The 24,645-nt window shown below is 61.5% G+C and carries 19 protein-coding genes; 11 read left to right on the top strand and 8 right to left on the bottom strand.

Translation table 11 applies throughout. The features are described 5' to 3' along the window. The first annotated feature begins 182 nt into the window (after positions 1-182). Together ACFWAD_RS18935 and ACFWAD_RS18930 are read left to right on the top strand one after the other, a co-directional pair. Complete coding sequence (locus ACFWAD_RS18935; RefSeq protein WP_378546533.1) at positions 183-1,607, top strand: PQQ-binding-like beta-propeller repeat protein; 1,425 nt, start codon at positions 183-185, stop codon at positions 1,605-1,607. A 258-nt stretch (positions 1,608-1,865) separates the two neighbouring features. Beyond that, on the top strand, positions 1,866-2,210 hold the full coding sequence (locus ACFWAD_RS18930) for a hypothetical protein (RefSeq protein WP_378535108.1): 345 nt from the start codon (positions 1,866-1,868) through the stop codon (positions 2,208-2,210). A 40-nt stretch (positions 2,211-2,250) separates the two neighbouring features. On the opposite strand, the gene ACFWAD_RS18925 is transcribed toward ACFWAD_RS18930, so the two are convergent. Continuing rightward, positions 2,251-3,468 carry a PucR family transcriptional regulator gene (locus ACFWAD_RS18925; protein WP_378535106.1) on the bottom strand — a complete coding sequence of 406 codons (1,218 nt, stop codon included), beginning with the start codon at positions 3,466-3,468 and terminating at the stop codon, positions 2,251-2,253. Between the two features lie 419 nt (positions 3,469-3,887). On the opposite strand from ACFWAD_RS18925, the gene ACFWAD_RS18920 reads away from it, so the two are divergent. Together ACFWAD_RS18920 and ACFWAD_RS18915 are read left to right on the top strand one after the other, a co-directional pair. Beyond that, complete coding sequence (locus ACFWAD_RS18920) at positions 3,888-5,228, top strand: MFS transporter (RefSeq protein WP_378535104.1); 1,341 nt, start codon at positions 3,888-3,890, stop codon at positions 5,226-5,228. A 252-nt stretch (positions 5,229-5,480) separates the two neighbouring features. Continuing rightward, positions 5,481-6,791 (top strand): NAD(P)/FAD-dependent oxidoreductase, encoded by a 1,311-nt coding sequence (locus tag ACFWAD_RS18915; RefSeq protein WP_378546530.1) that lies wholly within the window; start codon positions 5,481-5,483, stop codon positions 6,789-6,791. A gap of 165 nt (positions 6,792-6,956) precedes the next feature. On the opposite strand, the gene ACFWAD_RS18910 is transcribed toward ACFWAD_RS18915, so the two are convergent. Together ACFWAD_RS18910 and ACFWAD_RS18905 are read right to left on the bottom strand one after the other, a co-directional pair. Continuing rightward, the gene (locus ACFWAD_RS18910) at positions 6,957-7,829 is read right to left on the bottom strand and encodes an alpha/beta hydrolase (RefSeq protein WP_378535100.1); all 873 of its coding nucleotides are present in this window, start codon (positions 7,827-7,829) and stop codon (positions 6,957-6,959) included. Continuing rightward, positions 7,826-9,052 (bottom strand): amidohydrolase family protein, encoded by a 1,227-nt coding sequence (locus tag ACFWAD_RS18905; protein WP_378546527.1) that lies wholly within the window; start codon positions 9,050-9,052, stop codon positions 7,826-7,828. The genes ACFWAD_RS18910 and ACFWAD_RS18905 overlap by 4 nt, the downstream gene beginning before the upstream one ends. 98 nt (positions 9,053-9,150) lie before the next feature. Here ACFWAD_RS18905 and ACFWAD_RS18900 point away from each other — a divergent pair, with 98 nt between their 5' ends. Both ACFWAD_RS18900 and ACFWAD_RS18895 read left to right on the top strand, forming a co-directional pair. Continuing rightward, the gene (locus ACFWAD_RS18900; RefSeq protein ID WP_378448893.1) at positions 9,151-9,714 is read left to right on the top strand and encodes a TetR/AcrR family transcriptional regulator; all 564 of its coding nucleotides are present in this window, start codon (positions 9,151-9,153) and stop codon (positions 9,712-9,714) included. A gap of 250 nt (positions 9,715-9,964) precedes the next feature. After that, complete coding sequence (locus tag ACFWAD_RS18895; RefSeq protein ID WP_378546524.1) at positions 9,965-10,333, top strand: cupin domain-containing protein; 369 nt, start codon at positions 9,965-9,967, stop codon at positions 10,331-10,333. Between the two features lie 26 nt (positions 10,334-10,359). Here ACFWAD_RS18895 and recD read toward each other — a convergent pair whose 3' ends face one another. The 3 genes from recD to recC are packed head-to-tail and all read right to left on the bottom strand — an operon-like array spanning position 10,360 to position 18,827. After that, positions 10,360-12,228, bottom strand: a complete 1,869-nt coding sequence (gene recD, locus ACFWAD_RS18890) for an exodeoxyribonuclease V subunit alpha (protein ID WP_378546521.1) — start codon at positions 12,226-12,228, stop codon at positions 10,360-10,362. Further along, complete coding sequence (locus ACFWAD_RS18885) at positions 12,225-15,542, bottom strand: UvrD-helicase domain-containing protein (protein ID WP_378546518.1); 3,318 nt, start codon at positions 15,540-15,542, stop codon at positions 12,225-12,227. The genes recD and ACFWAD_RS18885 overlap by 4 nt, the downstream gene beginning before the upstream one ends. A 3-nt stretch (positions 15,543-15,545) precedes the next feature. Next, entirely contained in the window at positions 15,546-18,827 is a 3,282-nt protein-coding gene (recC, locus tag ACFWAD_RS18880) for an exodeoxyribonuclease V subunit gamma (protein WP_378546515.1), read from the bottom strand. A 97-nt stretch (positions 18,828-18,924) separates the two neighbouring features. On the opposite strand from recC, the gene ACFWAD_RS18875 reads away from it, so the two are divergent. The 4 genes from ACFWAD_RS18875 to ACFWAD_RS18860 all read left to right on the top strand — a co-directional run bounded on the left by ACFWAD_RS18875 (position 18,925) and on the right by ACFWAD_RS18860 (position 22,540). Continuing rightward, positions 18,925-19,758: an ABC transporter ATP-binding protein gene (locus ACFWAD_RS18875; protein ID WP_378448888.1), complete on the top strand. Its 834-nt coding sequence runs from the start codon at positions 18,925-18,927 to the stop codon at positions 19,756-19,758. Further along, the gene (locus ACFWAD_RS18870; RefSeq protein WP_378546512.1) at positions 19,755-20,585 is read left to right on the top strand and encodes an ABC transporter permease; all 831 of its coding nucleotides are present in this window, start codon (positions 19,755-19,757) and stop codon (positions 20,583-20,585) included. Before ACFWAD_RS18875 ends, ACFWAD_RS18870 begins: the two co-directional genes overlap by 4 nt. Next, on the top strand, positions 20,582-21,379 hold the full coding sequence (locus tag ACFWAD_RS18865) for an ABC transporter permease (RefSeq protein ID WP_378546509.1): 798 nt from the start codon (positions 20,582-20,584) through the stop codon (positions 21,377-21,379). Before ACFWAD_RS18870 ends, ACFWAD_RS18865 begins: the two co-directional genes overlap by 4 nt. 78 nt (positions 21,380-21,457) lie before the next feature. Further along, the gene (locus tag ACFWAD_RS18860) at positions 21,458-22,540 is read left to right on the top strand and encodes an ABC transporter substrate-binding protein (RefSeq protein WP_020968444.1); all 1,083 of its coding nucleotides are present in this window, start codon (positions 21,458-21,460) and stop codon (positions 22,538-22,540) included. Between the two features lie 12 nt (positions 22,541-22,552). On the opposite strand, the gene ACFWAD_RS18855 is transcribed toward ACFWAD_RS18860, so the two are convergent. Then, positions 22,553-23,152: a TetR/AcrR family transcriptional regulator gene (locus tag ACFWAD_RS18855; protein WP_378546506.1), complete on the bottom strand. Its 600-nt coding sequence runs from the start codon at positions 23,150-23,152 to the stop codon at positions 22,553-22,555. Positions 23,153-23,270: 118 nt separating this feature from the next. Here ACFWAD_RS18855 and ACFWAD_RS18850 point away from each other — a divergent pair, with 118 nt between their 5' ends. After that, positions 23,271-24,212 carry an alpha/beta hydrolase family protein gene (locus ACFWAD_RS18850; protein ID WP_378546503.1) on the top strand — a complete coding sequence of 314 codons (942 nt, stop codon included), beginning with the start codon at positions 23,271-23,273 and terminating at the stop codon, positions 24,210-24,212. A 16-nt stretch (positions 24,213-24,228) separates the two neighbouring features. Here the strand turns inward: ACFWAD_RS18850 and ACFWAD_RS18845 are convergent, their stop codons facing one another. Further along, entirely contained in the window at positions 24,229-24,585 is a 357-nt protein-coding gene (locus ACFWAD_RS18845) for a hypothetical protein (protein WP_378546500.1), read from the bottom strand. Positions 24,586-24,645 lie beyond the last annotated feature (60 nt).

Raw genomic sequence — 24,645 nt, 5'->3', positions numbered from 1 at the left:
ATCCGCACTTTCTCCCGAGCTTTCACCATGCGCAGCAGTCGGTCCTCAGTCTCTTGGTCGGAGACCAAACGCTACCCGGCACTGACGCGAGGTAGGCCTTGGGAGCGATCTCGCGGCCAGGATCAAGCCCGGCGGGCAGCGAAACGAACCGTTCAGTTTGCTCGATCGGTTACGGTCTTTCGATGCAGCTTCGGTTGAAGGAACACTGGAAACTGGTCGCCCTCGGGTTGGCGTTGATCGTGGCGATCGCGTTCATCGTCGTATCGGCACTCTCCGACTCCACTGAAGCGGCCTCGCCGAAGCAGAAGTCAGGCGGTCCAATCGTCGAGCAGGGCGTTGTCGACGTGGACCTCTCCGATCCTCCGCAACAAGCCTGGGAACTCGATGTCCGAACCCTCACGGATAACTCCGGCGACGTGTTGTTGTCGATGCCTTCCGGCCTCGATCGCTACTACGGCTACGGAAACACGTACCAGGTCGGTGACGTGCTGGTGGCCGCGACGGCTTATCCCCTGCCCAAGACCGACGAGTCTTCGTCGGGCCAGGGAGTCGGTGACGTCTCACTGGTCGGTGTGAATCCCGACGACGGAAGTCCGCTGTGGAAAACACGAATCGGCGGAGTCATCGGCCAGTGCAGCCAACAGAACGAGTCCACGATCATCGCGTGCTGGGGCGATCGACGAATGATCTTTGTCGATACCGCGACCGGAACTCTGTTGTCCGACCTCGGAACCGACTTCGATCTCAGTGGTGCCGCCATCACCGGAGACACTGTGTACACGTCCGGCGAGAGAGTGGACGGAACCGTTCGCACACGAATTCTTGCCAGCGGCAACACCACCGATGTGACGGCCAACTTCGTTCGCACCTTCGAACCAAGTGAAAGGTTCGGATCGGTCTACACGATCCCGAGCACCAACACGGTCATTGCGATGGAACAGGGCGATGGCGGGGACCCACAGTACCGCTATCGAATCTACGATCTGGATTCCGGCGCAGAACGATTCAGATTCGAGGGTGATTCGCTCGTCCCTGCCGGGAACGGATTGTTCCTCACCAGTGTCGGTGGCAGATCAGGCTATGTAGGAACCCAAAACCTTTTGGCTTCCGACGGATCCACGATTCGTGCGATACCGATTCCCTCTTCCTCATCGTCGTCCTACCCGAGTAAGCCCTCGACAGCGGTGCCGATGTTTCTCGGCGACGGCGCCTACGACCCGGAGTCCGGTGACGAACTTTGGCGCAGTTCACAAATCGTCAATACCGAGATGGCCGGGACGGGAAGCGCCATTGCCGCAGTGGTAGGAAAGACAATCCTGGTCACCTCACCGGAGACCCGCACAATCTCGGGTCTCGACGTCGAGAGTGGTCGACAGCTGTGGCAGACACCCTGGCAAGACGCGTACTGGGTTCGAAACGGAGCGACCGATGGCGACCACTTCGTCTTCAGCGACTACACCGGCATGCACGCAATCCGGGCTCGCGACGGAAAGATGATGTGGTCGGTTCCCCTTCCGCCAGAAGTCGATCCGCGCGGAGTTGTCGTCTCGAATGCCGGCAAAAACGTGTCGTTCTCCTGGCAGAACCATTTCACCGTTTGGCGATAGGCCGGCAACATCACCGATACCGTGTCGTACTGACCAGCCTGCTCACCAACAAGCAAGTGGATAGACGTGCAGCAATCAACGTCCACAATCCGATCTTGCGCATTTGTTCAATATCGGGGGAACGATCTCGGACAACTGCATATATCTCCGCGACTCCAACTTCGGAAAGATCAGACCAGACCTGCAGTGAAGGGGTGCGTACACATCGCTCCGACTAAGGTGCCTGATCCACTCCAACCATAAAGGGAGCCAACGGGAATGGACGCGAAATCCTCTGTTCGCAGTCGGCAAAAAATAGTCCAGTTTGCGCGCAAACATCTGCGTACTGGAGGACCGGACTCAGACCAAATTCGTCGTCATTTCGGTTTGCAAAAACGCGCGTTCTTCACACAGCTCGACACTCATCTCGACGATTCTGCACTTTCAATGCCCGAAAAAGTTGCACTCCGCCGCATCTGCCGACAAGAAAATAGAAGATGCCCGATCAAACGTATGAACATCTCAGCAGGTCAAGCCGACTCATCCCGGCCGATGAACGACGCGCTGCCTTTCCCACCCCCTGAACCATCCCGCTTGATGATCGAAAGCCGCCAACTACGTTGAGCCGCTGGATTCTTCCGCTGTCCCTCTTCTCGGATCGGGATCATCGGAGATCCAACAGTCGCGCGACTTTCAGGCTCAAATGCAAGGCCAACCGGTCGTCGCCGTTTGCCAGGTCTGCGCGTGTTATCTCCTGAATTCGCCGCAACCGATAGTACAAGCTCCCCCGATGCACACAGAGCGCCTCGGACGTTCGCTTTACGTCACCGGCATTGTCCAAAAAGCTCTCCAGCGTCGCGAGTAGGGCCTCACTCTTGGTGTCCTCATGGCTGAGCAAGGACTGCAGCCCAGAATGAATACTGTTCTCGAGCCGATCCTCCGACAGTTCGGCCAGAAGGCCGTAGACACCGAGATCCCGATACCGCACAACATTTCCGAGCACCTTGACGACCTGGGCCACATCTGCGGAACGCCTGGACTCTTCGTAGGATTCGCGCACGTCTGCAACCGAGGTTCGCGATTCACCGATACCAACCCAACAGTCCAGGTTCTGACGCCCACTTTCAGACAAGATTCGCTTTTGGGCTGCAACGATCAGCGAGTCCAGATGGGTATGCGTCGAGCGTTCGGCCACCGATACGATGAGCAGACTGTGGTCGGGGCGGTCGAGTTGGATTGCACTGTTCCGCGGGAGCCTCCGCCGAAGCTGATCGACGCCGACGGCAACACTCAGACGATCTCTTTCGGTCAATGTCGACCGGTCGACAGGACGGAGCAACATAGTGACCACGACTGCTGGACCCGCTGCCAACAAGCCCCCCTCGGCCAACCTGTTTGCCGCGTCCTCGCGGAGCGACCGCTCGCCGGAAAGTACGTCACGAGTAAGTTCCCGCTCCCGACTTCGAGACAACTCGTCCAGTAGCTGTTCTCGGTGAAGGATCGTTGCTGCCGCGTCAGCCGTGCGCCTCAAGACCTCGGCTTGATCCTCGTCAACGTCGCCCTCCGAAGTCAACAGCCAGACGAAGCCCAGCAGCGCATTGCGGTACCGGATCGGCATCCCGACCCGGCCAAGGGTCAGCCCTAGTTCCTCGTTGACGGGAACAGCGAAGACATCAAGGGCTTCACGGCCTCCACTCGAGAAAATGAAGTCTACGATCTCACGTGAAACATTCCGCTGTAGAACGGAATTCATCCTGACGGGATCAACGGCACTGTCATGGGAGTTGTACGCGAGTAGACGGATCTGTGCATCATCGATCGCAACGGAACGGTCGAGACGGCGCCCGGTGGTGTCCACCAAATGCTGTAGTTCTCCGGCCATGGTCGAACTGTACGAGTTGCGCTCTCCTTTTTGCAACAAATGACCAAATCTATCGTCGGCATTTTGCACAAATGCCAGTGATGCAACTAACTTTCGCACCATAAGCTCGCTTCATGCCGAAGCACTCGAGACCCGGAACGTCTTCACTCGGTCTGCGACCCGGCAGACGTGGCATCGAGAGGTCGGACGTTCAGCAGCGACGAGATCTGTTGCAGCCGTGAGATTTGCAAAGTTGAGCCCGAGGCCCGCCCGGCACGAATTCCCTCTGGCAAAGTCGCCTCCGACCCGAAATCGACAATGCCCTACGTTCACCAGTTCAATGTCGGATCCCACCGACCTCTTTCAATTTCGAATACCTCGAATGACGACTGTGACGTCACAAAAACGTTGCCATTCAGCATATCCCGAGAGGAATCAGTATGACCGGCACAGCAAATGCTCCTGTAGAGCAGGAGACCGCGACTTCACCGGAACGTCGATCCGCGCGCCGTAGGGCCCTGATTGCCGGCGCGACAGGCAACATCGTCGAATGGTTCGATTTCACGATCTACGGATTCACAGCCGCAGTTCTCGCGACAGTGTTCTTCCCTCCGGAGTTCGGCAGTGGCGCACTGCTTGCCACCTTCGCTCTTTACGGAGTCGCATTCTTGGCCAGACCTGCCGGCGGCATCTTCTTCGGAAGACTGGGTGACCGTCTCGGCCGACGGAGATCATTGTCCCTGGCAATCACGCTCATGGGCTGCTCGACGGCGGCTATCGGTCTCCTACCGACATACGCTTCGATCGGTGTTGCCGCACCGCTGTTGCTGCTGCTGTGCCGATTGGTTCAAGGATTCTCGGCCGGGGGCGAATACACCGGAGCTGCCACCTTCGTCGTCGAGCATGCGCCGTCCCACCGCCGAGGCTTGTACGCAGGGATAATCAGTTCTTCGTCGTTCGTCGGCAGCATCTTGGCCACGGTCACAGTCTTGTCATTCAGCTCGGTCGGCGCTGAGCACTTCGCCGACGGAGGATGGCGTTGGCCGTTCATCATCGGAGGCGTTGTCGCCATGGTGGGTCTGTTCATGAGGCTTGCCGTCGAGGAGACTCCGGCGTTCAAGGAAATGCAAGAAAACGATTCCCTTCCAACCCGCCCACTGGCAGATCTGTTCCGCAATCACTGGCGGACTCTGCTCACGTCCTTCGTGTACTTCGCCTCGCTCGGTGTCGTTACTCATATGCTGCTCGGCTACATGCCGACATTTCTGGTTCTCTCAGCCGATGTTCCGAGCACGGTTGCACTGCTGATGACAACCGGCGCTTTGGTTCTCGCAGTCCCGCTGTTCATCTTCTTCGGCGCCACAGTCGACCGAATCGGCCGGAGGCCACTCGTCAGAATCGGGATGGTGATGTCAGTTTTCGTATCGGTGCCCAGCTACATGCTCATCGGCACCGGGAATGCTTTCGCGATTGCCGTTGCCCTGGCCGCTCTGGTCGTCGCGCTCTCCTTACTTGCTTCCGCTTTGCTCGTAATTCTCGAAATGATGCCGACGCATGCGCGATTCACCGGCACGGCAATCCCTTACAACGTCGCGTATGCGCTCTTTGCGGGAACTGCGCCTCTGGTGTGCGCATCGTTGGTCAACGCCACAGGAAGCCATCTGTCGCCGGCCTTCTACGCAACCGCCATCGCTTTGATCGCGCTTCCCATTCTGTGGCGAGGGATTCCGGAAACGAAAGACCGGTCAGCCACGCAGAGCAGTTCGACGAAACATTTCTGACAATGGGCGCGCCATGGTTGCGATTTTTTGCGCAGCTGTCGATAGCGTTCCGCGTGCCGCCGAGCGAGAGTTGAGGATGACGATCTTCTGGGCCTTCAGGTGCGAAATCAGGCAAGGCAGAGCCCATTCCGAGAAGTCGGGGTGCGGCTCTCCAGAGGAGGTCGAAGCCGTCAGGCTTACCAAGAACCCAAGCTCGCCAGTCGAAGAGATGCGCTTTCGACCTGGCGAAGCCACAAGAAGGAGGGGCCGAAAGTGCCTAACAACAAGACCGACGCAGTTGTCGTCGGAGCTGGAGTAATCGGCAGCTCCATCGCTTATGAACTGGCCGCTCGAGGTTACGAAGTCCTGGTCATCGACAAGTCTGGCGGTCCGGGCTACGGCTCGACCAGTGCATCCAGTGCGGTTATCCGGTTCAACTACTCCACATTCGACGGTATGGCTGCAGCTTGGGAGTCGCTGCATTGCTGGCAAAACTGGAACGAGCATCTCAACGCGACAGTCGACGGCGCGCTTGCGAAGTTTCGGCAATGCGGAATGGCACTGCTCGACGTCGACGTCGCACCCCACGCGCGCACGATTGGATTATTCGAGAAGATCGGAATCGACTACCAGCTCTGGGACGCAACGACACTCGTCGAGAAAATTCCCGGTATCGACGCAGGTAAATACTATCCGCCCAAGCCAATCGACTCGGAGTCATTCTTCGCAGATGCGGAAACCACGCTCGGAGCGCTGTACACACCTCAGGCGGGGTTCGTCGACGACCCGCAACTGGCCGCCGCGAATCTTGCTGCGGCAGCACGTTCGCACGGTGCGGTTTTCGCGTACAACACGCGTGTGGTGGCAGTCGAGCAGTTGTCTGACGGCATCTGGCAGTTAGGGCTCCACGACGGGGAAAGTGTGAAATCCAAGATTGTCGTCAACGCTGCCGGCCCCTGGTCGGGAGAGTTCAACAAGCTGTCGAATGTCGGGTCCGACTTCAAGGTTTCGGTTCGGCCCTTGCGTCAGGAGGTCCATCACGTCACCGCACCCACTGGGTACAACGACGACGAGATCCTCGGCCCGATGATCGCCGATTTGGATCTCGGAACCTACATGCGAGCCGAACCTGGGAACGGTTTCCTTGTCGGCGGGACCGAACCGGATTGCGATCCGCTCGAGTGGATCGACGATCCTGATACCGCGAACCCGAATCGCACTGTTGCCCGGTTCGAAGCGCAAGTTTTCCGCGCCGCCAGACGTTTCCCCAGCTTGGAAGTCCCGTTACAACCGAAAGGTATTGCCGGCGTGTACGACGCAGCATCTGATTGGACCCCGATCTACGACAAGACAGATAAACGAGGTTTCTACGTCGCCATGGGCACCAGCGGAAACCAATTCAAGAATGCGCCCATCGCCGGGCGCCTCATGTCCAGGATCATCGACCAGGTGGAAGCTGGACACGATCACGACGCTGATCCCCTGACCTATGTCGGGATGCACACCGGGCTCGAAATCGACCTCGGCGCATTCTCCCGCCTTCGGGCACCCAATGCCGAGTCGACCGGGACCGTCATGGGCTAGAAGTGTTGTCCGGCTTAGAGAATCGATAGCCTCGACAACTGAATAGACACGGCTGTGGGTGTCCACCACCTCGTGGACGCCCACAGCCGACTTCTCCTTCAACGGCGTCTACGGAAAATCGCCCGTCGAACGTGTCGGCGTGCACATCGTCGCCGGGACGAACAGCTACCGTGCATGGCATTTTTTCAAGTAGCTCAGGAACGATGCCTGCAGCCCGGTGACATGCGTCTCGTGCAACAACGCGGTCGAAACATCCTGCGACCACCCCGTGCCGTGCAACTGCTCCACGACAGCGAGAACGTTACGTGCCAGTCCGCGATAGATCGGAATGGGCCCTGTCAGTTCGGCTTCGTTCAGCGTGACGTGCAGCTGCGGCACAACTGAGCCCACGCCGCGCTCCGGCCGGGCCTCGACCATTGTGTGGATCTGGCTGTCGGCGTTCACAACTCCGGGACTACCCGCACCGAAGGTCGCGAATGGGGGCGCGTCGCGCAGCCATGCGTAGAGGGCGAAAAGGCCTCCGTACGAGTACCCGAAGAGTCCGTGCCCGGACTCGCTGACACGTAGCTCCGACGAGTACAGGTGAGGGTGGAGTTCGTTGGTCAGGAAGTCGAGGAAGACGTCCGCGTGGGTGTCTGCCAGCTCCTCGAGGTAGGCGTCCACGTACTCCTGGGTCATTGCACCCGAGTCGCGAGCAGCGGCAAGAGTAGCCGTCATTTCTTCGCCTACCGGTTCCCCGGGCGGCACGAGATCGCGGTTGCGGAGCCGTGCCCAGTTGGCGGCTTCCTCACCGGCATATCCGACACTGACCTGGATGTACGGGGCGACCGTCAGGTACGGGTCTGCCTGCGTGACGATGAGCGGGGCGGTAAGACCTACAGCCCAGTTGCCGTCCATCACGTAGATCAGCGGTAAGGGATCCGTGGAGTCCGCGTAGCCGGGGGGTGTGGTCACCCAGACGCCGTAGCTGTGCCCCGACTTCGCCGTTATTTCGAAGTACTCCGTGTCTGCAAAACATCCGTGCAGCATTGCGCTCATCGAACGTCTCCCTTGACGATATTGCCGGACTTCACGACGAGAACAGCCATCTCCGGATCGGCGAACACCTTTGCGTCTCGGAGTGGGTCTTGCTGCCAGGCAACCATGTCCGCCTGCATACCGACGCGGATCCTCCCGACAGTTTCCCCGATACCGAGAATGTCGGCATTGACGCTGGTGGCCGAAACGAGTGCATGCATCGGCGACTCCAACTCCGCGCGCAAGCGCAACTCCTCACCTCGGCGCTTTTGGTGCGGCCCGATGAGGTCCGAGCCCAGGCCGATCCTCAGGCCTGCTGCGCGAGAGGCCTCGAGCGCTCTGGCCATACGTTGACGCACTCCGGCTGCACGCTCTCGTATTGCCGGGTCCAGGTCCATGCTCTCGGTGTCAGTCAACTGCTCCACCACAGCGAAGGTGGGGACCAGAGCCACGTCGTGCTCGCGCATCAACTGGGCAGTCTCCGCGTCGATGTCGGTGCCGTGTTCCACGCACCGCACTCCCGCCCGCACTGCGTTGCGAATGCCCGCATTGTTGTGCGCGTGGACCGTGACGTAGGTGCCGCGCGACGCTGCTTCTTCCACTGCCACGGAGATTTCCTCAACGGTGAACTGTGTGTCGGTGAGGCGGTCATGGCCTCCGACGACACCACCGGTGACGCACAGTTTCAGAAATGTTGCCCCTCGGCGGAACGACTCGCGCACGTTGCGTCGTAGCTCGTCGGCATTACCCGACATCAAGGACAAGGCGCAGAGCCCTGGAATGTGGTGCATGTTCCACAGCTCGGTCGGCTCCCATGCGGCCCCGTAGTAGCCGTGCCCACCGGTCTGGCACTGCACAGGACCACACGAGAGGACACGCGGACCACGCACCTTGCCGCTCGCAATAACGTCGACGACTCCGCCGTCGATGCCACCGACGTCTCGCACCGTGGTGAAACCCGCGTCGAGGGCATCGCCCGCGGTGGCGAAGATGCCAGCCGCCAGTTCGGCTGCCGAGAGCTCGAACCCGAATTGCCTTCGGATCGGACTCGAAATGCCCAGGTGGACATGGGCATCGATGAGCCCCGGAGTCAGAAGCATGCCGTCCAAGTCAACTGTGATCGAACCCGACGGCGCCTGTCCGATCGCGGTGACAATGCCGTCGCTCACGCACACGTCGACTTCGACCGGGTCGGTGCCCGATCCATCCGCGACCATGCCGCCGGCAAACCATACGTCAGTCAAAGGGACCTCCCGAGCATTGGAAACCACTCTCCTAAACACTGGTGAATTCGATATGCGGTACCGTACTCAACAGTGGTGAACCCGTCAATGGAGGTAGCGTGAGATCGCCGGTTGGGGAGGGTCGCGAGCGACTGTTGCAGGCACTATTCGACGAGTTCGGTGAAACCGGCCCAAGTCCGAAGCTGTCGATGCGCCAAGTAGCGGAGCGACTCGGAGTGCACCACACGCTGCTGACCTATCACTTCGGATCACGACCGGGTCTCCTCAGCGCCGTGCTGTCGGAAGCTCGCCGCCGTGACAACCTCGTCATCGCCGCGATGGGCAAAGATCTCGGGTTCGCAGCCCTGTGCAAGGCGATCTGGAGCTTCTACTCGAACGCCGAGCACGAAGATCGAAGCCGCACCTTTTTTCACCTGGCCGGACTTGCGGTATACGAGCACAAAGCATTTCAAGATTTCGCCGCCGACCTCGACGATTTGGCGCACCTCCTCGAAGCGGCAGCCCTTCGCGAAGGATTCACAGTGGTGGATGCACAGCAACAGAGCATCATCGCAACCGCATGTCTGCGAGGACTGCTGCTGCAGAGGTTGCTCACCCCCGACGCCGAGGTCGACGCGGCAGCCGAGCGCTTCATCACCTCGTTGACAGCGTCCACCACGTAAGCCCCTCACACACAATCGATCACCCCGTTCGAGATCACCAACGCGGGGGCGTTTCACCATGCGCTCGGGCATGTTTCGGCGCGAGATGGTTCCTTGAACCTCGGTTGAATGGTGGTCGATCGCACTTTCGACATCTGTACCAGCGAACTGTCGAAAGATGCGACAAGTGAATGTATCCCGGCTCAGCAGACACACGACATCATCGACAAGTCCGATGATTCACATGAGTTTCGAAAGTCAGGATCGAATTGTGACCGTTACCTTCCGAGCCGCAGAACTGAACAGCGCAAGCGGGATCTTTCAGCAAGCACTGCTCGGCCAACCCAGTGCAGAGCCACTCGGCGGAGACATCATCACCCGTGCAGACGTCGAGTTCACCAGCGATGACGGGCGCATTCAATCCGGAGTCTGGGAGAGCGAACCGGGAATGTCGCGGTGGGAGTTCCTCACCCGCGGCGAGATCATCACCATCGTCTCCGGCGCCATGACCGTCGAGGAGGACGACGGCGATCCCGTACATCTCATTGCCGGTACGAGTGCAATCTTCCCCATCGGATGGAAGGGTACATGGATGGTCACCGAGACCGTGCGCAAGGTGTTCGTCGTATACAACGTATGACCAAGAGAATCAGCAAGATCCGACTTTCACGGCCCGTCGTACGGACGGATCTCACGACGCAGCCCACTTGCCCTGAGCACCTGTCGCTGAACTCCCGCCCTCACGGAATCTTCGGTGCCGATCACTCTCACATGGTTTCTGGCACGAGTGATCGCCGTGTACAGCAACTCCCGGGTCAGCAGTGACGACGCTTCGGCCGGCAACATCACCGATACCGTGTCGTACTGGCTGCCCTGGCTCCGGTGAATCGTCATCGCGTAGACGGTCTGCACCGACGAGAGTTGGCTCGGGTGAAGCAGAAACGCATCACTACCCCGCTGGAAGGCGGCAATGGGAACGCCATCCTCACGCTGCACGATCACCCCGGCGTCCCCGTTGTAGATCTTGGCCTCGTAGTCGTTGGCCGTCACGAGCAGCGGCTGGCCCGGATACCACCGCGTCGGGTCCAGGAATTGTCCTGATGCCGTGCCGACCCACTCCATCGCCTGTTGCGCCCACCGCCCGACACCGTACGGTCCGTCACGGTGCGCGCACAGAAGGCGGTGCGATTCCAGGCCTTTCAGGGCGCCGATCGCATCACCCACCTCGGCCGACGCCGTCACCACCTCTGAACTCGCGACGATGTCGGCGCGCAGTGCGTCAACGTCCTCGGGCGAATGGAAGGAGACGGCGGGATCGCCACTACGCAGGATCCGCAGAACCTCAGCGGAATCTCCCGCCCGAACTGCCCGGGCCAACAGGGCGATAGTTCCGTCGAAGCGGCGTCCACGGGAGAGTTGAATGATCCCGCCCCGCAGACGATCCTGTTCATCCGTACTCAGCACCTCTTCGGAACCAGTGGCCGTGAGATCGTCACCCACCAACTGTGTCATCGCCGGATTTCCACTGACTTCTACCGGGCGGGCGACAAGATCAGCAAGAACAGCGCCCGCGTCGACGGAGGTCAACTGATCGGGATCGCCGACGAGCAGTAGCCGGGCATCGGGGCGAACGGCCTCGAGCAGGCGCGCCATCAACGTGAGCGAGACCATCGACGTCTCGTCGACGACGACCACGTCGTAGGGAAGCCTGTTGGTGGCATTGTATTTGAAGCGACTCGAACTCCCCCGCTGCCAACCGAGCAACCGATGCAACGTCATGGCCGCGAGTTCTTTAGGAAGGCCAAGGCTCGCCGTCTGCTCACGAACGGACTCCTGCAGCCGTGCTGCGGCCTTACCCGTCGGTGCGGCCAGTCCGATGCGGGCGTTCGATCCCAGCTCTGCCGACAGAAGCGCGAGAATACGTGCGACCGTATGGGTTTTGCCGGTTCCGGGCCCACCGGCGATGACCGTGGTCCACTGTGTCGCGGCGAGAGCAGCGGCTATCCGTTGACGATCAGGTGCGGTGGTCGGACCGTTCTCGTCGGCGAACAACGAATCCAGTCGCGCTCGGACGGCTTTCACGTCGGCGGGTGGCCAGGTGGACGCACGCTCACCGAGGACTCGCCGAATCGTCTGCTCCTGCAGAAAGTATCGATCGAGGTAGAGAAGCTCGCCGTCATCCGTGTCGACCAACCGGAGCGGCCTGAGCGGGCCGGCGTTGCCGCCGATCACCAGCGGGCTCAGGCGAAGGGCAGCAACGATCTCCGACGGTTCGGGCCACGGCAACGAGGTAAGTTCTTCTTCCGTCGCGTTGTCGACGCTCACATCACGCATCCGTCGCAGATCGAGGCACACCGAACCTGATCGCACGGCCCGCACCGCCAACGCTGCGGCCAGCATCACCTCGTCCGACGTTTCACCGCCCAGGCTGCACACTCGCGTCGCGACATGGACATCGGCGGCAACCAGCACCCCAGCTTCGTTGAAGATCCGAACAATCCCTTTGGCGCGCTGCGCCAGTTGCGCCTCGGTCATCGAGCCCTCTCCCCTGCTGTGTGGGACGCATCAAGACCTGCCAGCAGATCCGACAGTTCGACTGTCAACTGAGCAGGCGGCTTCCATTCGAAGACACCGCATTCCGGAGGGCTGTCCGGGCCGAGCATCCCGCGCACGAATTGATACTGAGCGCCGCCGAGATGACGGTGGGGATCGTAGTCGGGCAGTCGCCAGCGCAGATACCGATGCAGTGCAACCGAATACAGCAGTGCTTGCAGCGGATAGTGAGAGCGCATCATCTCTGTCGCCATGAGTTCACGCGTGTAGTTGGCAGCCGTCAGATCACCGCGGCCGAGCCGGTTGGTCTTGTAATCGACGATCACGAACGACGGGCCCGGGATCCGCAATACGGCGTCGATACTGCCCGTCAGGAATCCGCGCATCGGGGACGTCTCGACACGGTCCAGATAGTCGGCGTACGACGCCAGAATGTCGTCCGTAGGAAGGTGGCGCCTCAACAGTTCCGACACTCCGCGAAGTGTGACATTCATCGACACCGGATCATCACCGCCGGCCAGTGGGAGTTCGAAATCGAGTTCGGGAAGTCGATCTTTCGGCGCGATCGTGGCCAAGGTTCCGAATCCCAAGGGAGTCTGCATCACCAGATACAGCGCATCTGCGAGTGCTTCCGAGTCCACGTCGGCCGCCCGAATCGAGACCGCCTCGGCGCAGCGCATCCCGAGTTCCGCTCTCAGATCTGCCGCAGCCGTGTCCACCACCTCGAGCACTTCATGCACCAGTGTGCCGAATGCGGCGCCAGCAGGAAGTCCGTTCATCGGTGAAGGCAACGCCTCCAGTGGGGAGGGGGCGACAGTCCCGATGTCTACGGAATCGTCCGGCTCGTCGTCCTTTTCGGGATCCTCGACTTCACTGTCGGTGGTCGTGACCGCGTGGTGAGCTCCGGCGGTGAGTGCCGAGTACGACGTACGACGCCACAGAGTGTCCAGGTCTCGACCGAAACGCGCCGCGGCCAGTTCGGACACATCCGCGGCTGCTCTGGACCACTGGACGGGCGAGGGCGGATGTGGACCAACTGGTTCCACCGAGATCACGTCGGACGCTGCTGCCGGCCAGGTTGCGAGACGTGCTGCGGTTGTACCGTCGTCGAGCACCTTCACTACCCGAGCAGGTTCGGCGATGCCGGGTGTACGTCCGAGCATCAACCGGTGCAGTGGCGAGCGCGAGGTCCCGTAGCTTGGCGCCCACCAGAGCACTAGTTGGCACTGCGCCCGGGTCAGCGCCACGTACAGCAGCCGCAGTTCTTCGCCCGCTTCTTCGGCCTCCGCAACAGTCTTTCTGGCGTTGTACCCCGGTCCTTCCTGCCCACCGACGTCGAGGATGCGGCGTCCCTCCGGGTCGTGCAACAGTTGCGTCGGCGAGTTGAAGCCGCCCACGCTCTCCCAACTGAACGGGACGTAAACGATCGGGAACTCGAGCCCTTTGGTGGCGTGCACCGTCGCGATTTGCACTGCGGCAGCGTCACTGTCGAGGCGACGGCTTCGGTCGGTGGCACTCCCGGACGTCGGGTCTTTGATCCGGTCGGAAAGCCAGCGAACCAGTGCGCTCAACCCGAACGCTTCCTCGGTGGCGACGCGACCGAGAAGTTGTGCGACGTGCCGCAGATCGGTGAAATCTCGTTCGCCGGAAGGGGCCGCGAGTACACGCTTCTCCAGATTTGTTTCGGCAGAGATCCTTTCGAACACAGCCGCGAACCCGACGCGCGCAAACAACCCGGAGTAGGAGCGCAGTTGACCCGCGAGTTCGGCGACGACGTTGTCGCCGTCCGTATCCAGTTCTTCGGAGGTGCGCCCGAAAATCGGGGAGAGGGCCGTCAACCGGACACGATCGGAGCGATGGGGCTGCTCGATCGCCTGCAGCAGCCACAGCCACTGCGTCGCACTGGGTGTTGCGAAAACACTGGACCCGCCGGTCAACACGGAAGGTACACCTACGGCATCGAGAGCATCGCGAATCATCGCCACGTGCTTGTGGGTGCGTACCAACACCGCGACGTCTCCCGGTTCGACCGGTCGCGGATCACCGTCGACGGCTAATCGGGCATCGCTGCCCAGCAGACCGACCACGTCTGCTGCGACGTCGTCCGCGACGCGACTGCGAAGTCTGCCGACGGCCGGAAATCCTGAACGATTAAGCGGTCCGGCTCCGGTTCGCGGTAGATGGCGCACACGCATCGGCACCGGGCCGGACAACCGAGACTTCTTGTGAGACGCCTCCACCGGATGCGCGACGATGCCCTCGTTACCGAGTGCGGCGCCGCCGTAGAGGTGTTCGAGTGCCGCCAACAACCCTGGGTCGCTACGCCAATTGGTGGTCAACTCCTGGTGCGCATCCGCCTGATTGACCGCATCGAGATAACTCAGGACTTCTGCCCCGCGGAACGCATAGATGGCCTGTTTGGGATCACCGACCAGGACCAGGGTGGTGTGTCCGTGGAAGGCCAACCGCAGAATGTCCCACTGCAACGGATCAGTGTCCTGGAACTCGTCGATCAGCACGACCTTGAACTTCTCGCGCACCCGACGGCACGCGACGGGGCCGTATTCCGGATCCGTCAATACACCGTGCAACAGCGTCAGCAGATCGTTGAAGTCGCGAATTCCTTTGATCCGCTTACGTCGTTCGACCTCGACACGAGCAGCAGCCGCGAACAGGACGCGCTGTCCGGGTGCGGTCTCCTCCTCGCCATCGGGTTCGAGAATTGCCTGACCATCGCCGACTGCGCTTCGCGCAATGGCGAGCGCATCCTTCGTGGAGAACGGTGGAGACGAGTCCGTCCGGCTGTAGCGGCTGAGGTACAAATCCGAGACAACCTCACTGATCAGGTCGTCGACCGACTCCACAAAAGTTGTGTCCGGCTCACGTTCCCCGGCGATGCCGAGACCGTCGAGCATCCGCTGGCAGAAACTGTGGGTAGTCGTGATGGTGCCGGCGTCGAACTCCGCGAGGGCACGCAGGAGTCGACGACGCCGAACGCCGATCTCCTCGTCGTCAGCTGTGGCGAGGTAGGCCACCAGATCATCTTCCGACCGCCGTGCCGCCTCTGGGTCGACTAGAGCGGCGGACACTCCGGCAAACCTCTCCCTGGCACGCTCACGAAGTTCCTGAGTGGCGGCCCTGCTGAATGTCACCAGCAGAACTTGCGATATGTCAGCGAGACCTTCGGCAACACAACGGGTCGCGAGTCCGACGATCGCGTAGGTCTTGCCAGTTCCGGCGCTCGCTTCCAACACCGTGGTACCGGTAGGCAGTGGCCCCAAAAGATCGAAGTCCACGGGTTACTCCGCTCTTTCGTTGGTCAGCAACGGATCCCACAGTCGTCGGGCGAGAACTCCGAACCGAGTCGGTTCCTCGGCCCAGACGAACTCGTCGTCCGACGGCGGGTCCGCCGCCAGCTCCGCAAGTGTTCGTGCCTCACCGAAAACGTAAGCGTTGCTTGGATCGATCATCTCGCCGTACTGTCCGGTCCACTGGGTGTCCGCTCCGTTTGTCGCATCGTCGACCGACTCGCCGCCGAAGCGTCGGCGCGCGTATTCGGCTGACGTGGCGGCCCACATCGGCAACGGTCGCTGAAGTCCCCGCTCGCGAAGGTCCACCAGCTGCTTCAGGAGTTCGACGGCGTTACCTGGCGCATCGAGCACTGATCGCGCCGCTGCTATCTTTCCCCGACCCCTTCCGATGGACACTGCATCAAGCGCACCGGGTCGTCCGTGAGCTTTCAGGGCGAGCAGGTTGATCCAGGCCGTCATCCGATGTTTGGGCGCCAGTGAGGAATACGACGCCCGAACCACTGAATTACCGTGCACCCCGGTCACCGTTCCGGTGAGTCGGCGCCCGTCCCCGAGATCAATGTCGACGTCGACGGCCTCGGCGTCGCCGCCGAGGTGCGGCAAGGCAAGACCGGCAAGTTGGTCTACTACCCACTCGACGTTGCCCAGAACCGTGGCGCCCAGGTTGTACGGAGGCAAAGTACCGCGGCGCCACTCGGCTGCACGGAAATCTGCGGAGCTGCGACCAGCCAAGCGCGAGAGAAGCATTCGATCACCCAGAGCCCAGGTGGACAGCGGATCGAGCTCGGTTGCCAGCGAATCCGCGATGTCGTCGTCGAGTTCCGGTACCCGGACGCCGAGGCGTTGGCGCAGAAAACCACGGGCGGGGTGTACGAGGAAGTTCACCAGGTCGGCGAGGTTCACTTCCTTCGGATGCACCTCGGGTAGATCGGCCGACAAGACTGTCGGCAATTCGATCGGTGTTCCGGCGGCAGCCCTCGCACCGGCCAGGGCTGCCGTGTCAAAGCTGAACGGCTTGTCCGGTGAGAAATTTCGATTGTCGAACGACTGCAACGGATGCCGTGTGAGCACTCCGTTCATCGCATCGGGACCCACCGTCGCGCTGAGTACGTCGAGGAGACCGCTGAGGGGGATCGCCGGCGGTCTCACGACACCGGTGACCGGATCGGCACCGGTATACAACAGCAACAGGTGCTCACCCGCAGACATCACGGCATCGAGAAGCAGTTGCCTGTCTTCACTGCGCAGATCACGCTCCCCCACAACGGGATCACGGGACAAGATGTCGTCACCGTCGACTCCACCGGTTCGGGGGAAGACCTCGTCGTCGAGCCCGATCAGCACGACGACGCGATGCGGCACCGAACGCATCGGAACCATCGTGCACACCGTCAGTTCGCCGGTTCGGAAATTGGCACGCGTAGGTCTGCCCGCGAGGCTGCGCGAGAGCATCGCGCGAACATCGGCCAGACGTAACACCGTCTCTCCGCCGAATTCGACAGCAGCTACCAACTCGCGGTGTGCCCCCGCGCTCTGCCAGGAATCGGCGGGTACTGTGTCGGTCAGCAGATCCAGAGCCCGCATCAGCACGCGAAGCCATTCGGCCGGCGAATGCGGGCCGGCAAGGTCGCGAAGCGAGACGGCCAGGCGATCGACGAATTCTGCGAAACGTCCACTCAGATCGATGTCGGTGCCGTCCACGTCATCGAGTGGCAGCGCGAGATCCAACCAGGCGTTTTCCGACTCGTCCGCGCTGACCCCCAACAAGATTCGGTCCATGGCGGTGTTGAAGGTGTTCTGCGGAAACGCGTCGAGACCGAACGTGGCACGCTGGCGACTGCCGATTCCCCAGCGAGCACCCGCTTCCGTCGTCCACTCCCGCAATCTCTCCAACTCGTCGTCACCCCACGAAAAACGCGTGCGGACAGGCTGAGTCGCAGCAAGGTCGAGAACCTCACTGGCGGTGGCCCTGCCGTCGGCCAATTCGAGCAGAGATCCGAGAACTGCAAGAACCGGATTGGTCTGACGTAATCCGCGGTCTGCCAGACGAACTCGCAGAAGATGCCCGGGGTGACCATGGACGCCCTGCCCGAACGCCGCACGAACCAAAGGTGAGTAAGTTTCGACGTCCGGGCACATCACGAGTATGTCGCGCGGCTGCAATGTCGGGTCGTCCTCGAACAATCGGAGCAGACATTCGCGGAGCACCTCGACTTGCCGTGCCGGCCCGTGGCAAGCGTGGACCTGAACTGTCCCATCGGGTTCCGCTGAAGCGCTGGGAGCACGATCTGCGATGACGTCGGCTTTGACCGTCGCCAGGAGGGATTTCGGGCCGGCTGGTTCGGGAAGATGCACCGACTCGAACTCGGCGGCGCCGAGGCTGATCTGTAGTTCACGAACGTCGCGAGCAAGACTCGACAGCAACGGATTGGCGGATATCAGGGCCGACCCGTCTTCCGCACGACGGATCGTGCTCTCACTTCGAGGCTGCATGCGCGAGCTCATCTTGTTCCACAACGCGGGGCTGGGATGCGGGAGCCAGACGTGGACGTCCCGATTCGCACTGAGTGCGCTCAAGATCATTCGCTGATCGACCGGCAGCCGTGTCGGCCCGAAGACCGACAGGCGTTCCGGTAGGTCGACCAAGGCCGGGTCCTCGACCAGTGCGCGGCTCACTTGCCCCAGTCGCTCTGCGGGCCCCGGAACCGCGATCTTGTCCGCGACGATGCACCACAGACGTGCCTGCCATTCGAAATCCTCCGACAGCGCCAATGCGTGTCCGTCGGTCAACCGCCCGGCGGCCCAGTCGATCAGCATCTGCGGGCGTTGCGCGGCATAACTGCGGAAGAGTTCGGTGACATGTGTGGCGGAGGCAAACCGTCGACCTTCACGATGGCCTTCGAGATGTTTCGCCAGGACTCCGCACCAGGGCTCGCCAAGGGACTCGTTGATCACTTCGAGAACCGTCCACACCAATCGCGTCGGCGACCACGGGTCGTCGTCAGCCGTGATTCCACTGACCGCGGCCACGGACTCCGCGACCAGGCGCGCGGGTGAAGGAAACGCGATGTTCGCAGAAATTCCGTCCACTGCTGACGGTCCGGACGTGCCTAGCTGGGAGGACAGCCGCTGATTGAGCCAACGCTCGACGCCCTTGGCCGGCACCGCCACAGTTTCCCGGGCGAATGGATCCGACAGCGGGGTACGGAGGAGCGTGGCCAACGCCGAGACCAAGGTGTCCGAACGCTCGGCCCGGTACAACTTCAGCAATCTTCGCTCCCGTCACTCCGTCCAGAGGTCCATCTCACCACGGCGCTGTGACATGACGTGCCGAACCAGCCTCACGCAGCGGTGACGCGCAGGCAACATGACCGCAACCGGACGTTCGTACTGTGCGGGAATGACCAGTCCCACCGCCACACCTCGCCCCGCTGGAACCGGTCTCGACATCTCCGGCCTCGGCAAGACCTTCGAGATGGGTCGTCGGTCGGTGACCGCACTGACCGACGTGTCCCTCCAAACCAGCGAAGGCTCGTTTCTGTCTCTGCTCGGGCCGTCCGGTTGCGGGAAGTCCACCGTTCTCCGCATTCTCGCGGGCCTCGATACTCCGACGTCGGGAACGGCCCTTGTCAACGGGCAGTCCCCCGCCGAGTTGCGCAAGCGTCGCGAACTCGGAATCGCCTTCCAGGATTCGGCTTTACTGCCGTGGCGGACGGTGACCTCCAACATCAAACTGCCGCTTCAGGTTGCCGGCATCGATCCCGACCCCGACCAGATCGCCGACCTGATCGCTCTCGTCGGCCTGGAAGGATTCGAGAAGGCCAAGCCCGCTCAATTGTCCGGCGGTATGCGTCAGCGTGTGTCGATCGCACGATCACTCGTCGTCAAGCCGAGCGTCCTACTACTCGACGAGCCGTTCGGCGCGCTCGACGACATGACCAGACAACGGCTCAACATCGAATTGCTCAGGATCTGGACCGAGAAGCCGGCCACCACGTTGATGGTGACGCACGGTATCGCCGAGGCTGTGTTCCTCTCGGACGTCGTCGCTGTCATGACGCCGCGGCCCGGACGCGTCCTCGAAGTTGTTCCAATCGACCTGCCGCGCCCGCGGACGCCTGAGATGATGCGGACACCCGAGTTCCACGAGATCCACGACTACCTCTCCGGACTGCTCTTCGGAAAAGCAGGCGTCGCATGACCATCACCGATATCGAGAACGTCGCGGCCGCAGCGGCGCAGCCATCAGCACCGCGCCGGATCCGATTGAAGCGTCCGACATGGTTCGGCGGTGCAGTCGGCATCTGCGGACTGATCGCTCTCTGGTGGATTCTCGCCGCCGCCGGTGTTGCGGGAGGCACGATTCCGACGCCGTGGGTGGTTGTCTCGACAATGTTCGACGACGGCTGGTCGCTGTACGGACCCAATTTCACCGTCACGGCGTCCGGTGCGCTACAGGGCTTTCTCTGGGGAAACCTGCTGGCGATCACGCTTGCCGTGCTTGTCGTTCTCATTCCACCCATCGAGGGGTTGGCCACGCAATTGGCAATCCTGAGCTACTGCACACCGTTGTTGGCGCTCGGCCCGATCATCCTGGTGGTCTTCGGCGGCCGGACCCCCACGATCTTTCTCGCAGCGATGTACTGCTTCTTCACCACGATGGTCGGCACGCTTGCGGGCCTGAGATCGGCAGACAAGACGAGCCTCGATCTCGTCGCCGCCTACGGCGGTGGGCGTTGGCAAAAGTTCACCAAAGTTCAACTTGTGAGCGCACTTCCGAGCACCTTTGCTGCCCTCAAGATTGCTGCACCTTCGGCCGTACTGGGTGCAATTCTCGGTGAGTATCTCGGCGGGGTGGACAGCGGGATCGGCGTCGCACTCACGGCCGCTCAGACGTCGTACAACGTCCCGCGAACCTGGGGTATGGCTATCGCCGCCGCCTTGCTCGCCGGCCTGGGATACGCCGTCGTCGCAGCGATCGCCCGACTCGTCACGCCATGGACCAGCGCTCCGGGAGAACAGAAATGACCGCGCTACGAGGAACATTGAGATTCCTGGCTCCCATTGCCATTGCCTCGGCGCTGTTGCTTGTCATCTGGGTGGTCTTTCTCAACGCCTTCCCCCAGGTCGGGCCGCGTGTAGGAAAGACGCCGGCCGACGTCTGGGAGTATCTGTTCTCCGGGCCGAAATCTGCCGATGCGCGTTCGGGCATCGTCGACAACCTGTTCATCACTCTGCGCGACGCCGGTGTCGGCTTTGCCGTCGGAATGACTGCTGCGCTCGTGGTCGCATCCATTTTTGTCGTTTCGCGTACTGTCGAACAGACTTTCATGCCCGTTGCGATGCTTCTACGATCTGTTCCTCTCGTTGCGATGACCCCGATCATCGTCCTGATATTCGGGCGCGGAATCGTGGGTGTGACGGTCATGGTTGCGATTGTGGTGTTCTTTCCAGCCCTCGTCATGATCATGGTCGGTCTGCGCGCCGCTCCGGCTCAGGCACAAGACCTCATTGCCGCGTACGGCGGGAGTCGTTGGACGGCACTGCGAATGGTGTCCGTACCGTCCGCACTTCCGGCGGTATTCGCCGCCGCTAGGGTGTCCGTACCCGGCGCCTTGATCGGAGCACTGATCGGCGAATGGCTCGGTAGCGGCCAAGGTTTGGGTTCGAGCATGATCAAAGCCATTCCGCGCTATCAGTACAACGAACTGTGGGCATCGATCGTGGTGATCACCGTGGTGTCGATCATCCTCTACGCCGTGGTCGGAATCTTCGAAAGCATCGCTCTGTCTCGTTTCGGCCCCTCGGCGGGCAAGTCGTGACATCTGTTAACACGACCTCAACAAACTCTGTCTCCCAAGCAAACTGAACGAAACCGACTGGCCCTAGTGTTCCGATTCATGACGCCATTCAAGCCCGTCCGCCAGCTGGACCGCAGGGCCTTCTTCCGCTACTCCGCGCTGACCGGCATCGCAGTCGCCGGTAGTGCGTCATTGCTCGCGTGTAGCAGTGACTCCAGCAGTTCGAGTGGCGGAACCACGGACGACGGTTCCGAATTCGGAACAGTTGCAGTGCAGTTGTCCTGGATCAAGAACATCGAGTTCGCGGGCGAGTACTTCGCTCTCGACAAGGGCTACTACAAGGATGCAGGCTTCGGGAATGTCGACCTGGTGGCAGGTGGCGCAGCCGGCACCGGCGTCGAAGCAGGCTTGGACACCGGCAAGGTGTGGATCGGAATGTCCGCACCGCAGCTCACAGCCCCCGCCGTGCTCGACGGGCTGGAGGCAAAGATCGTCGGGGCGACATTCCAGAAGAATCCGTTTGCGATAGTCAGTTCCGCTGCGGCACCGATCAACTCACCCCAGGACATGATCGGCAAGAAGATCGGCGTCCAGGATTCCAATCAGCTCGTCTTCGGAGCGCTCCTGGCAGCAAATGGACTGACCGAAAGCCAGATGACGATCGTGCCCGCACAGTTCGATCCGAGCCCCTTGGCGAACGGCGAGGTGGACGGCTGGGTTTCCTACGTGACCAACGAGCCGATCACACTGGCCGCCAAAGGTTTCCCCAACGCCCACTTCCTCTTCGCGGACTACAACCTGCCGTTGGTCGCCGAATCGTTCACGGTTCTCCAGTCCACCATCGACAACGAGAGAGACAAGCTCAAGGCATTCCTGAAGGCCGAGATCCAAGGATGGAAGGATGCGGTCGCCGATCCGGCGGAGTCGGCACGGCTTGCCGTCGAGGTCTACGGCAAGGACCAGAACCTCGAACTCGAAGAGCAGATCAAGGAAGCCACCGCACAGAACGATCTGGTGGTGTCGGCAGATACCAAAGCCAACGGGTTGTTCACGATGACACCACAACTGATCGAGCAGAACATCGCGGCACTGTCGAAAGCGGGGCTGGAGATTACGGCAGACCAACTGTTCGACATGTCGATCCTCGAGGAGGTGTACGCCGAGAATCCGGAGCTGATCTGACTGAGCCGAGCGTCAGCGAACCTCTCGCGCGAGTACGCCCGAGATGAATAGTTGTACAAGGACCTCTGCCTTGTACCGGTCATCGGACCCAGCACCGATACAAAGGTTCCCGATGCCTTTGAGCACGTTGTACGCATCGACCCGCGAAGCAGTGCCAACGGACTCGAGCGCCGCCGCGAGGAGGGCGTCACATACCGGGACGAGGCGGTCGACGAAGTAGGTGTGCAGAGCGTCGGACCCGGCGCTGTCTCCTTGCAGTGCGCCGGCGAGCCCATGCTTGGTGACCAGGAACTCCACGAACAAAGCCACCCATGCCCGCAAAGCCGCCTCGGGCGTTGCACTCTCCGCGAGCATCTGTGGGCCTGCGTCCGCACACGCCTCGACTTGGTGTCGGTATACGGCGACCACCAACTCGGGACGCGTCGGGAAGTGTCGGTAGATCGTCCCCATGCCGACGCCGGCCTTCGCCGCAATCTCCCGCACCGGAGCGTCGACCCCGGACTCTACGAACACTGCTGCCGCCGCGTCGAGCAGCGCCTGCTCGCTCCGACGTGGGCGACCGACTTGCTTGGGAGACGCGACGCGCGACTGCTCGTCCTGGGCATCAGCCATGTGCACTCCTCGCTGACTCACGACATATGTTTGCATTACGGAACAACGCTCCGTAATGTTGCGGAGCGACGCTCCGATAACCAGTATCGCAGGGTGCAGCCTCAGCAAGGAACTTGCCATGACCTCATCAATGATCGACACGCTGAACGGCATCATCGGCGCCGGCACCCCGGTCGTCTCCGTTGCCCCCGTCGAATTGTTCGCCCCCGATCGACCTGTCCCGCTGGAAGTACGTGTGTCTGCTCCGGCAGCAGGCACGAACCTCCCCGTTGTGGTGTTCTCCCACGGCAACGGCTGGAACCTCGATGGATACTCGCCACTCACGGCATTCTGGGCATCCCACGGATTCGTGGTGATCCAGCCGACACATCTGGACTCGCGCCGGAACGGTTTCGGGTTCGACCACCCGGTTTTCCCGACGATCTGGACCGAGAGGATCGCGGATCTCACACGCATCCTTGATCAGCTCGACACCATCGAATTTGCCGTGCCCGGACTTGCCGGCCGCATCGACCGCAGTCGAATTGCCGCCACGGGTCACTCCTGGGGTGGGCAAACCGCTCAGTCGCTCCTCGGAGCACGGATCTTCGACGAGGCCGGCCAGGTCGGCCAGGACATGTCCGACAGTCGCGTCACCGCGGGAATCCTGTTCGCAGCAACCGGTCTCGGCGCGAACCTACATCCGTTCGCACAGGCGAACTTCCCGTTCATGCGCCCCTCGTTCCAGGAACTGACAACGCCGACACTCGTCGTCGCGGGCGACCACGACCAGTCCAAGATGTCCAGCCGCGGACCTGACTGGTTCACCGACGCCTACACGCACAGCCCCGGAGCCACCGACCTCCTGACCTTCTACGGTGCCGAGCACGCACTCGGCGGAATCGTCGGATACGAAGTCGCCGAGACCACTGACGAAAACCCCGAGCGGGTCGCCGCCATCCAAAGGATGAGTACTGCCTACCTTCGGACCGCGTTGCGCGTCGATGAGACCAGCTGGCCAGCGGCCCGGGCCGCATTCAGCGACAACGCCGACCCGATCGGCCGAGTCGACACCAAGTAATGCGGCAGTGATCAACTCACTGGCCGAAAGTGAACCTGAGATTCGCATTTATCAAGGTATTGAGCCGCTTTCGCATGCTGACAACCTCTGCCTCGGGCGGTATCGGATCGTCCAAGAAGAGCGTCCAACGCAGCATAGTGCTGTTTCCGACCGCCTCGATGTCGAATCGGATGACGGCGTCGGGGCGGTCCGGCCAGATCGACGACCAGATCACCAGCTCCGGTTCTACGGCCCTGACGATCTCCGGTTCGACCTCGGTCTCGAGCAGTTCCAGCCAGCGCCGGGCGGGCTGGCGGTACGGATCGATCAATGCCTCGAACATGAAGCGCGCAGGCGGCGGCTGGCTCCGGCGCCTCGTCGCGACTTGCTGCATGGCACGAGCGTAACCGCCTCTCAAGGGCATACCTCTGCCTTCGCAGTGCTGGATCCTCGA

The organism is Rhodococcus sp. NPDC059969 (assembly GCF_042738325.1).
GTDB lineage: Bacteria > Actinomycetota > Actinomycetes > Mycobacteriales > Mycobacteriaceae > Rhodococcus_F.
The sequence above is the reverse complement of the archived record's forward strand: the minus strand, read 5'-3'. Positions and strand labels throughout refer to the sequence as shown.

What these genes read in the sequence shown, in the direction of transcription:
- ACFWAD_RS18920 (WP_378535104.1), top strand. Translation starts at nt 3,888, where the DNA reads ATGACCGGCACAGCAAATGCTCCTGTAGAGCAGGAGACCGCGACTTCA.
- ACFWAD_RS18935 (WP_378546533.1), top strand. Translation starts at nt 183, where the DNA reads ATGCAGCTTCGGTTGAAGGAACACTGGAAACTGGTCGCCCTCGGGTTG.
- ACFWAD_RS18930 (WP_378535108.1), top strand. Translation starts at nt 1,866, where the DNA reads ATGGACGCGAAATCCTCTGTTCGCAGTCGGCAAAAAATAGTCCAGTTT.
- ACFWAD_RS18865 (WP_378546509.1), top strand. Translation starts at nt 20,582, where the DNA reads ATGACCGCGCTACGAGGAACATTGAGATTCCTGGCTCCCATTGCCATT.
- ACFWAD_RS18845 (WP_378546500.1), bottom strand. Translation starts at nt 24,585, where the DNA reads ATGCAGCAAGTCGCGACGAGGCGCCGGAGCCAGCCGCCGCCTGCGCGC.
- ACFWAD_RS18860 (WP_020968444.1), top strand. Translation starts at nt 21,458, where the DNA reads ATGACGCCATTCAAGCCCGTCCGCCAGCTGGACCGCAGGGCCTTCTTC.
- recD (WP_378546521.1), bottom strand. Translation starts at nt 12,228, where the DNA reads ATGACCGAGGCGCAACTGGCGCAGCGCGCCAAAGGGATTGTTCGGATC.
- ACFWAD_RS18925 (WP_378535106.1), bottom strand. Translation starts at nt 3,468, where the DNA reads ATGGCCGGAGAACTACAGCATTTGGTGGACACCACCGGGCGCCGTCTC.
- ACFWAD_RS18850 (WP_378546503.1), top strand. Translation starts at nt 23,271, where the DNA reads ATGACCTCATCAATGATCGACACGCTGAACGGCATCATCGGCGCCGGC.
- ACFWAD_RS18910 (WP_378535100.1), bottom strand. Translation starts at nt 7,829, where the DNA reads ATGAGCGCAATGCTGCACGGATGTTTTGCAGACACGGAGTACTTCGAA.
- ACFWAD_RS18855 (WP_378546506.1), bottom strand. Translation starts at nt 23,152, where the DNA reads ATGGCTGATGCCCAGGACGAGCAGTCGCGCGTCGCGTCTCCCAAGCAA.
- ACFWAD_RS18875 (WP_378448888.1), top strand. Translation starts at nt 18,925, where the DNA reads ATGACCGCAACCGGACGTTCGTACTGTGCGGGAATGACCAGTCCCACC.
- ACFWAD_RS18870 (WP_378546512.1), top strand. Translation starts at nt 19,755, where the DNA reads ATGACCATCACCGATATCGAGAACGTCGCGGCCGCAGCGGCGCAGCCA.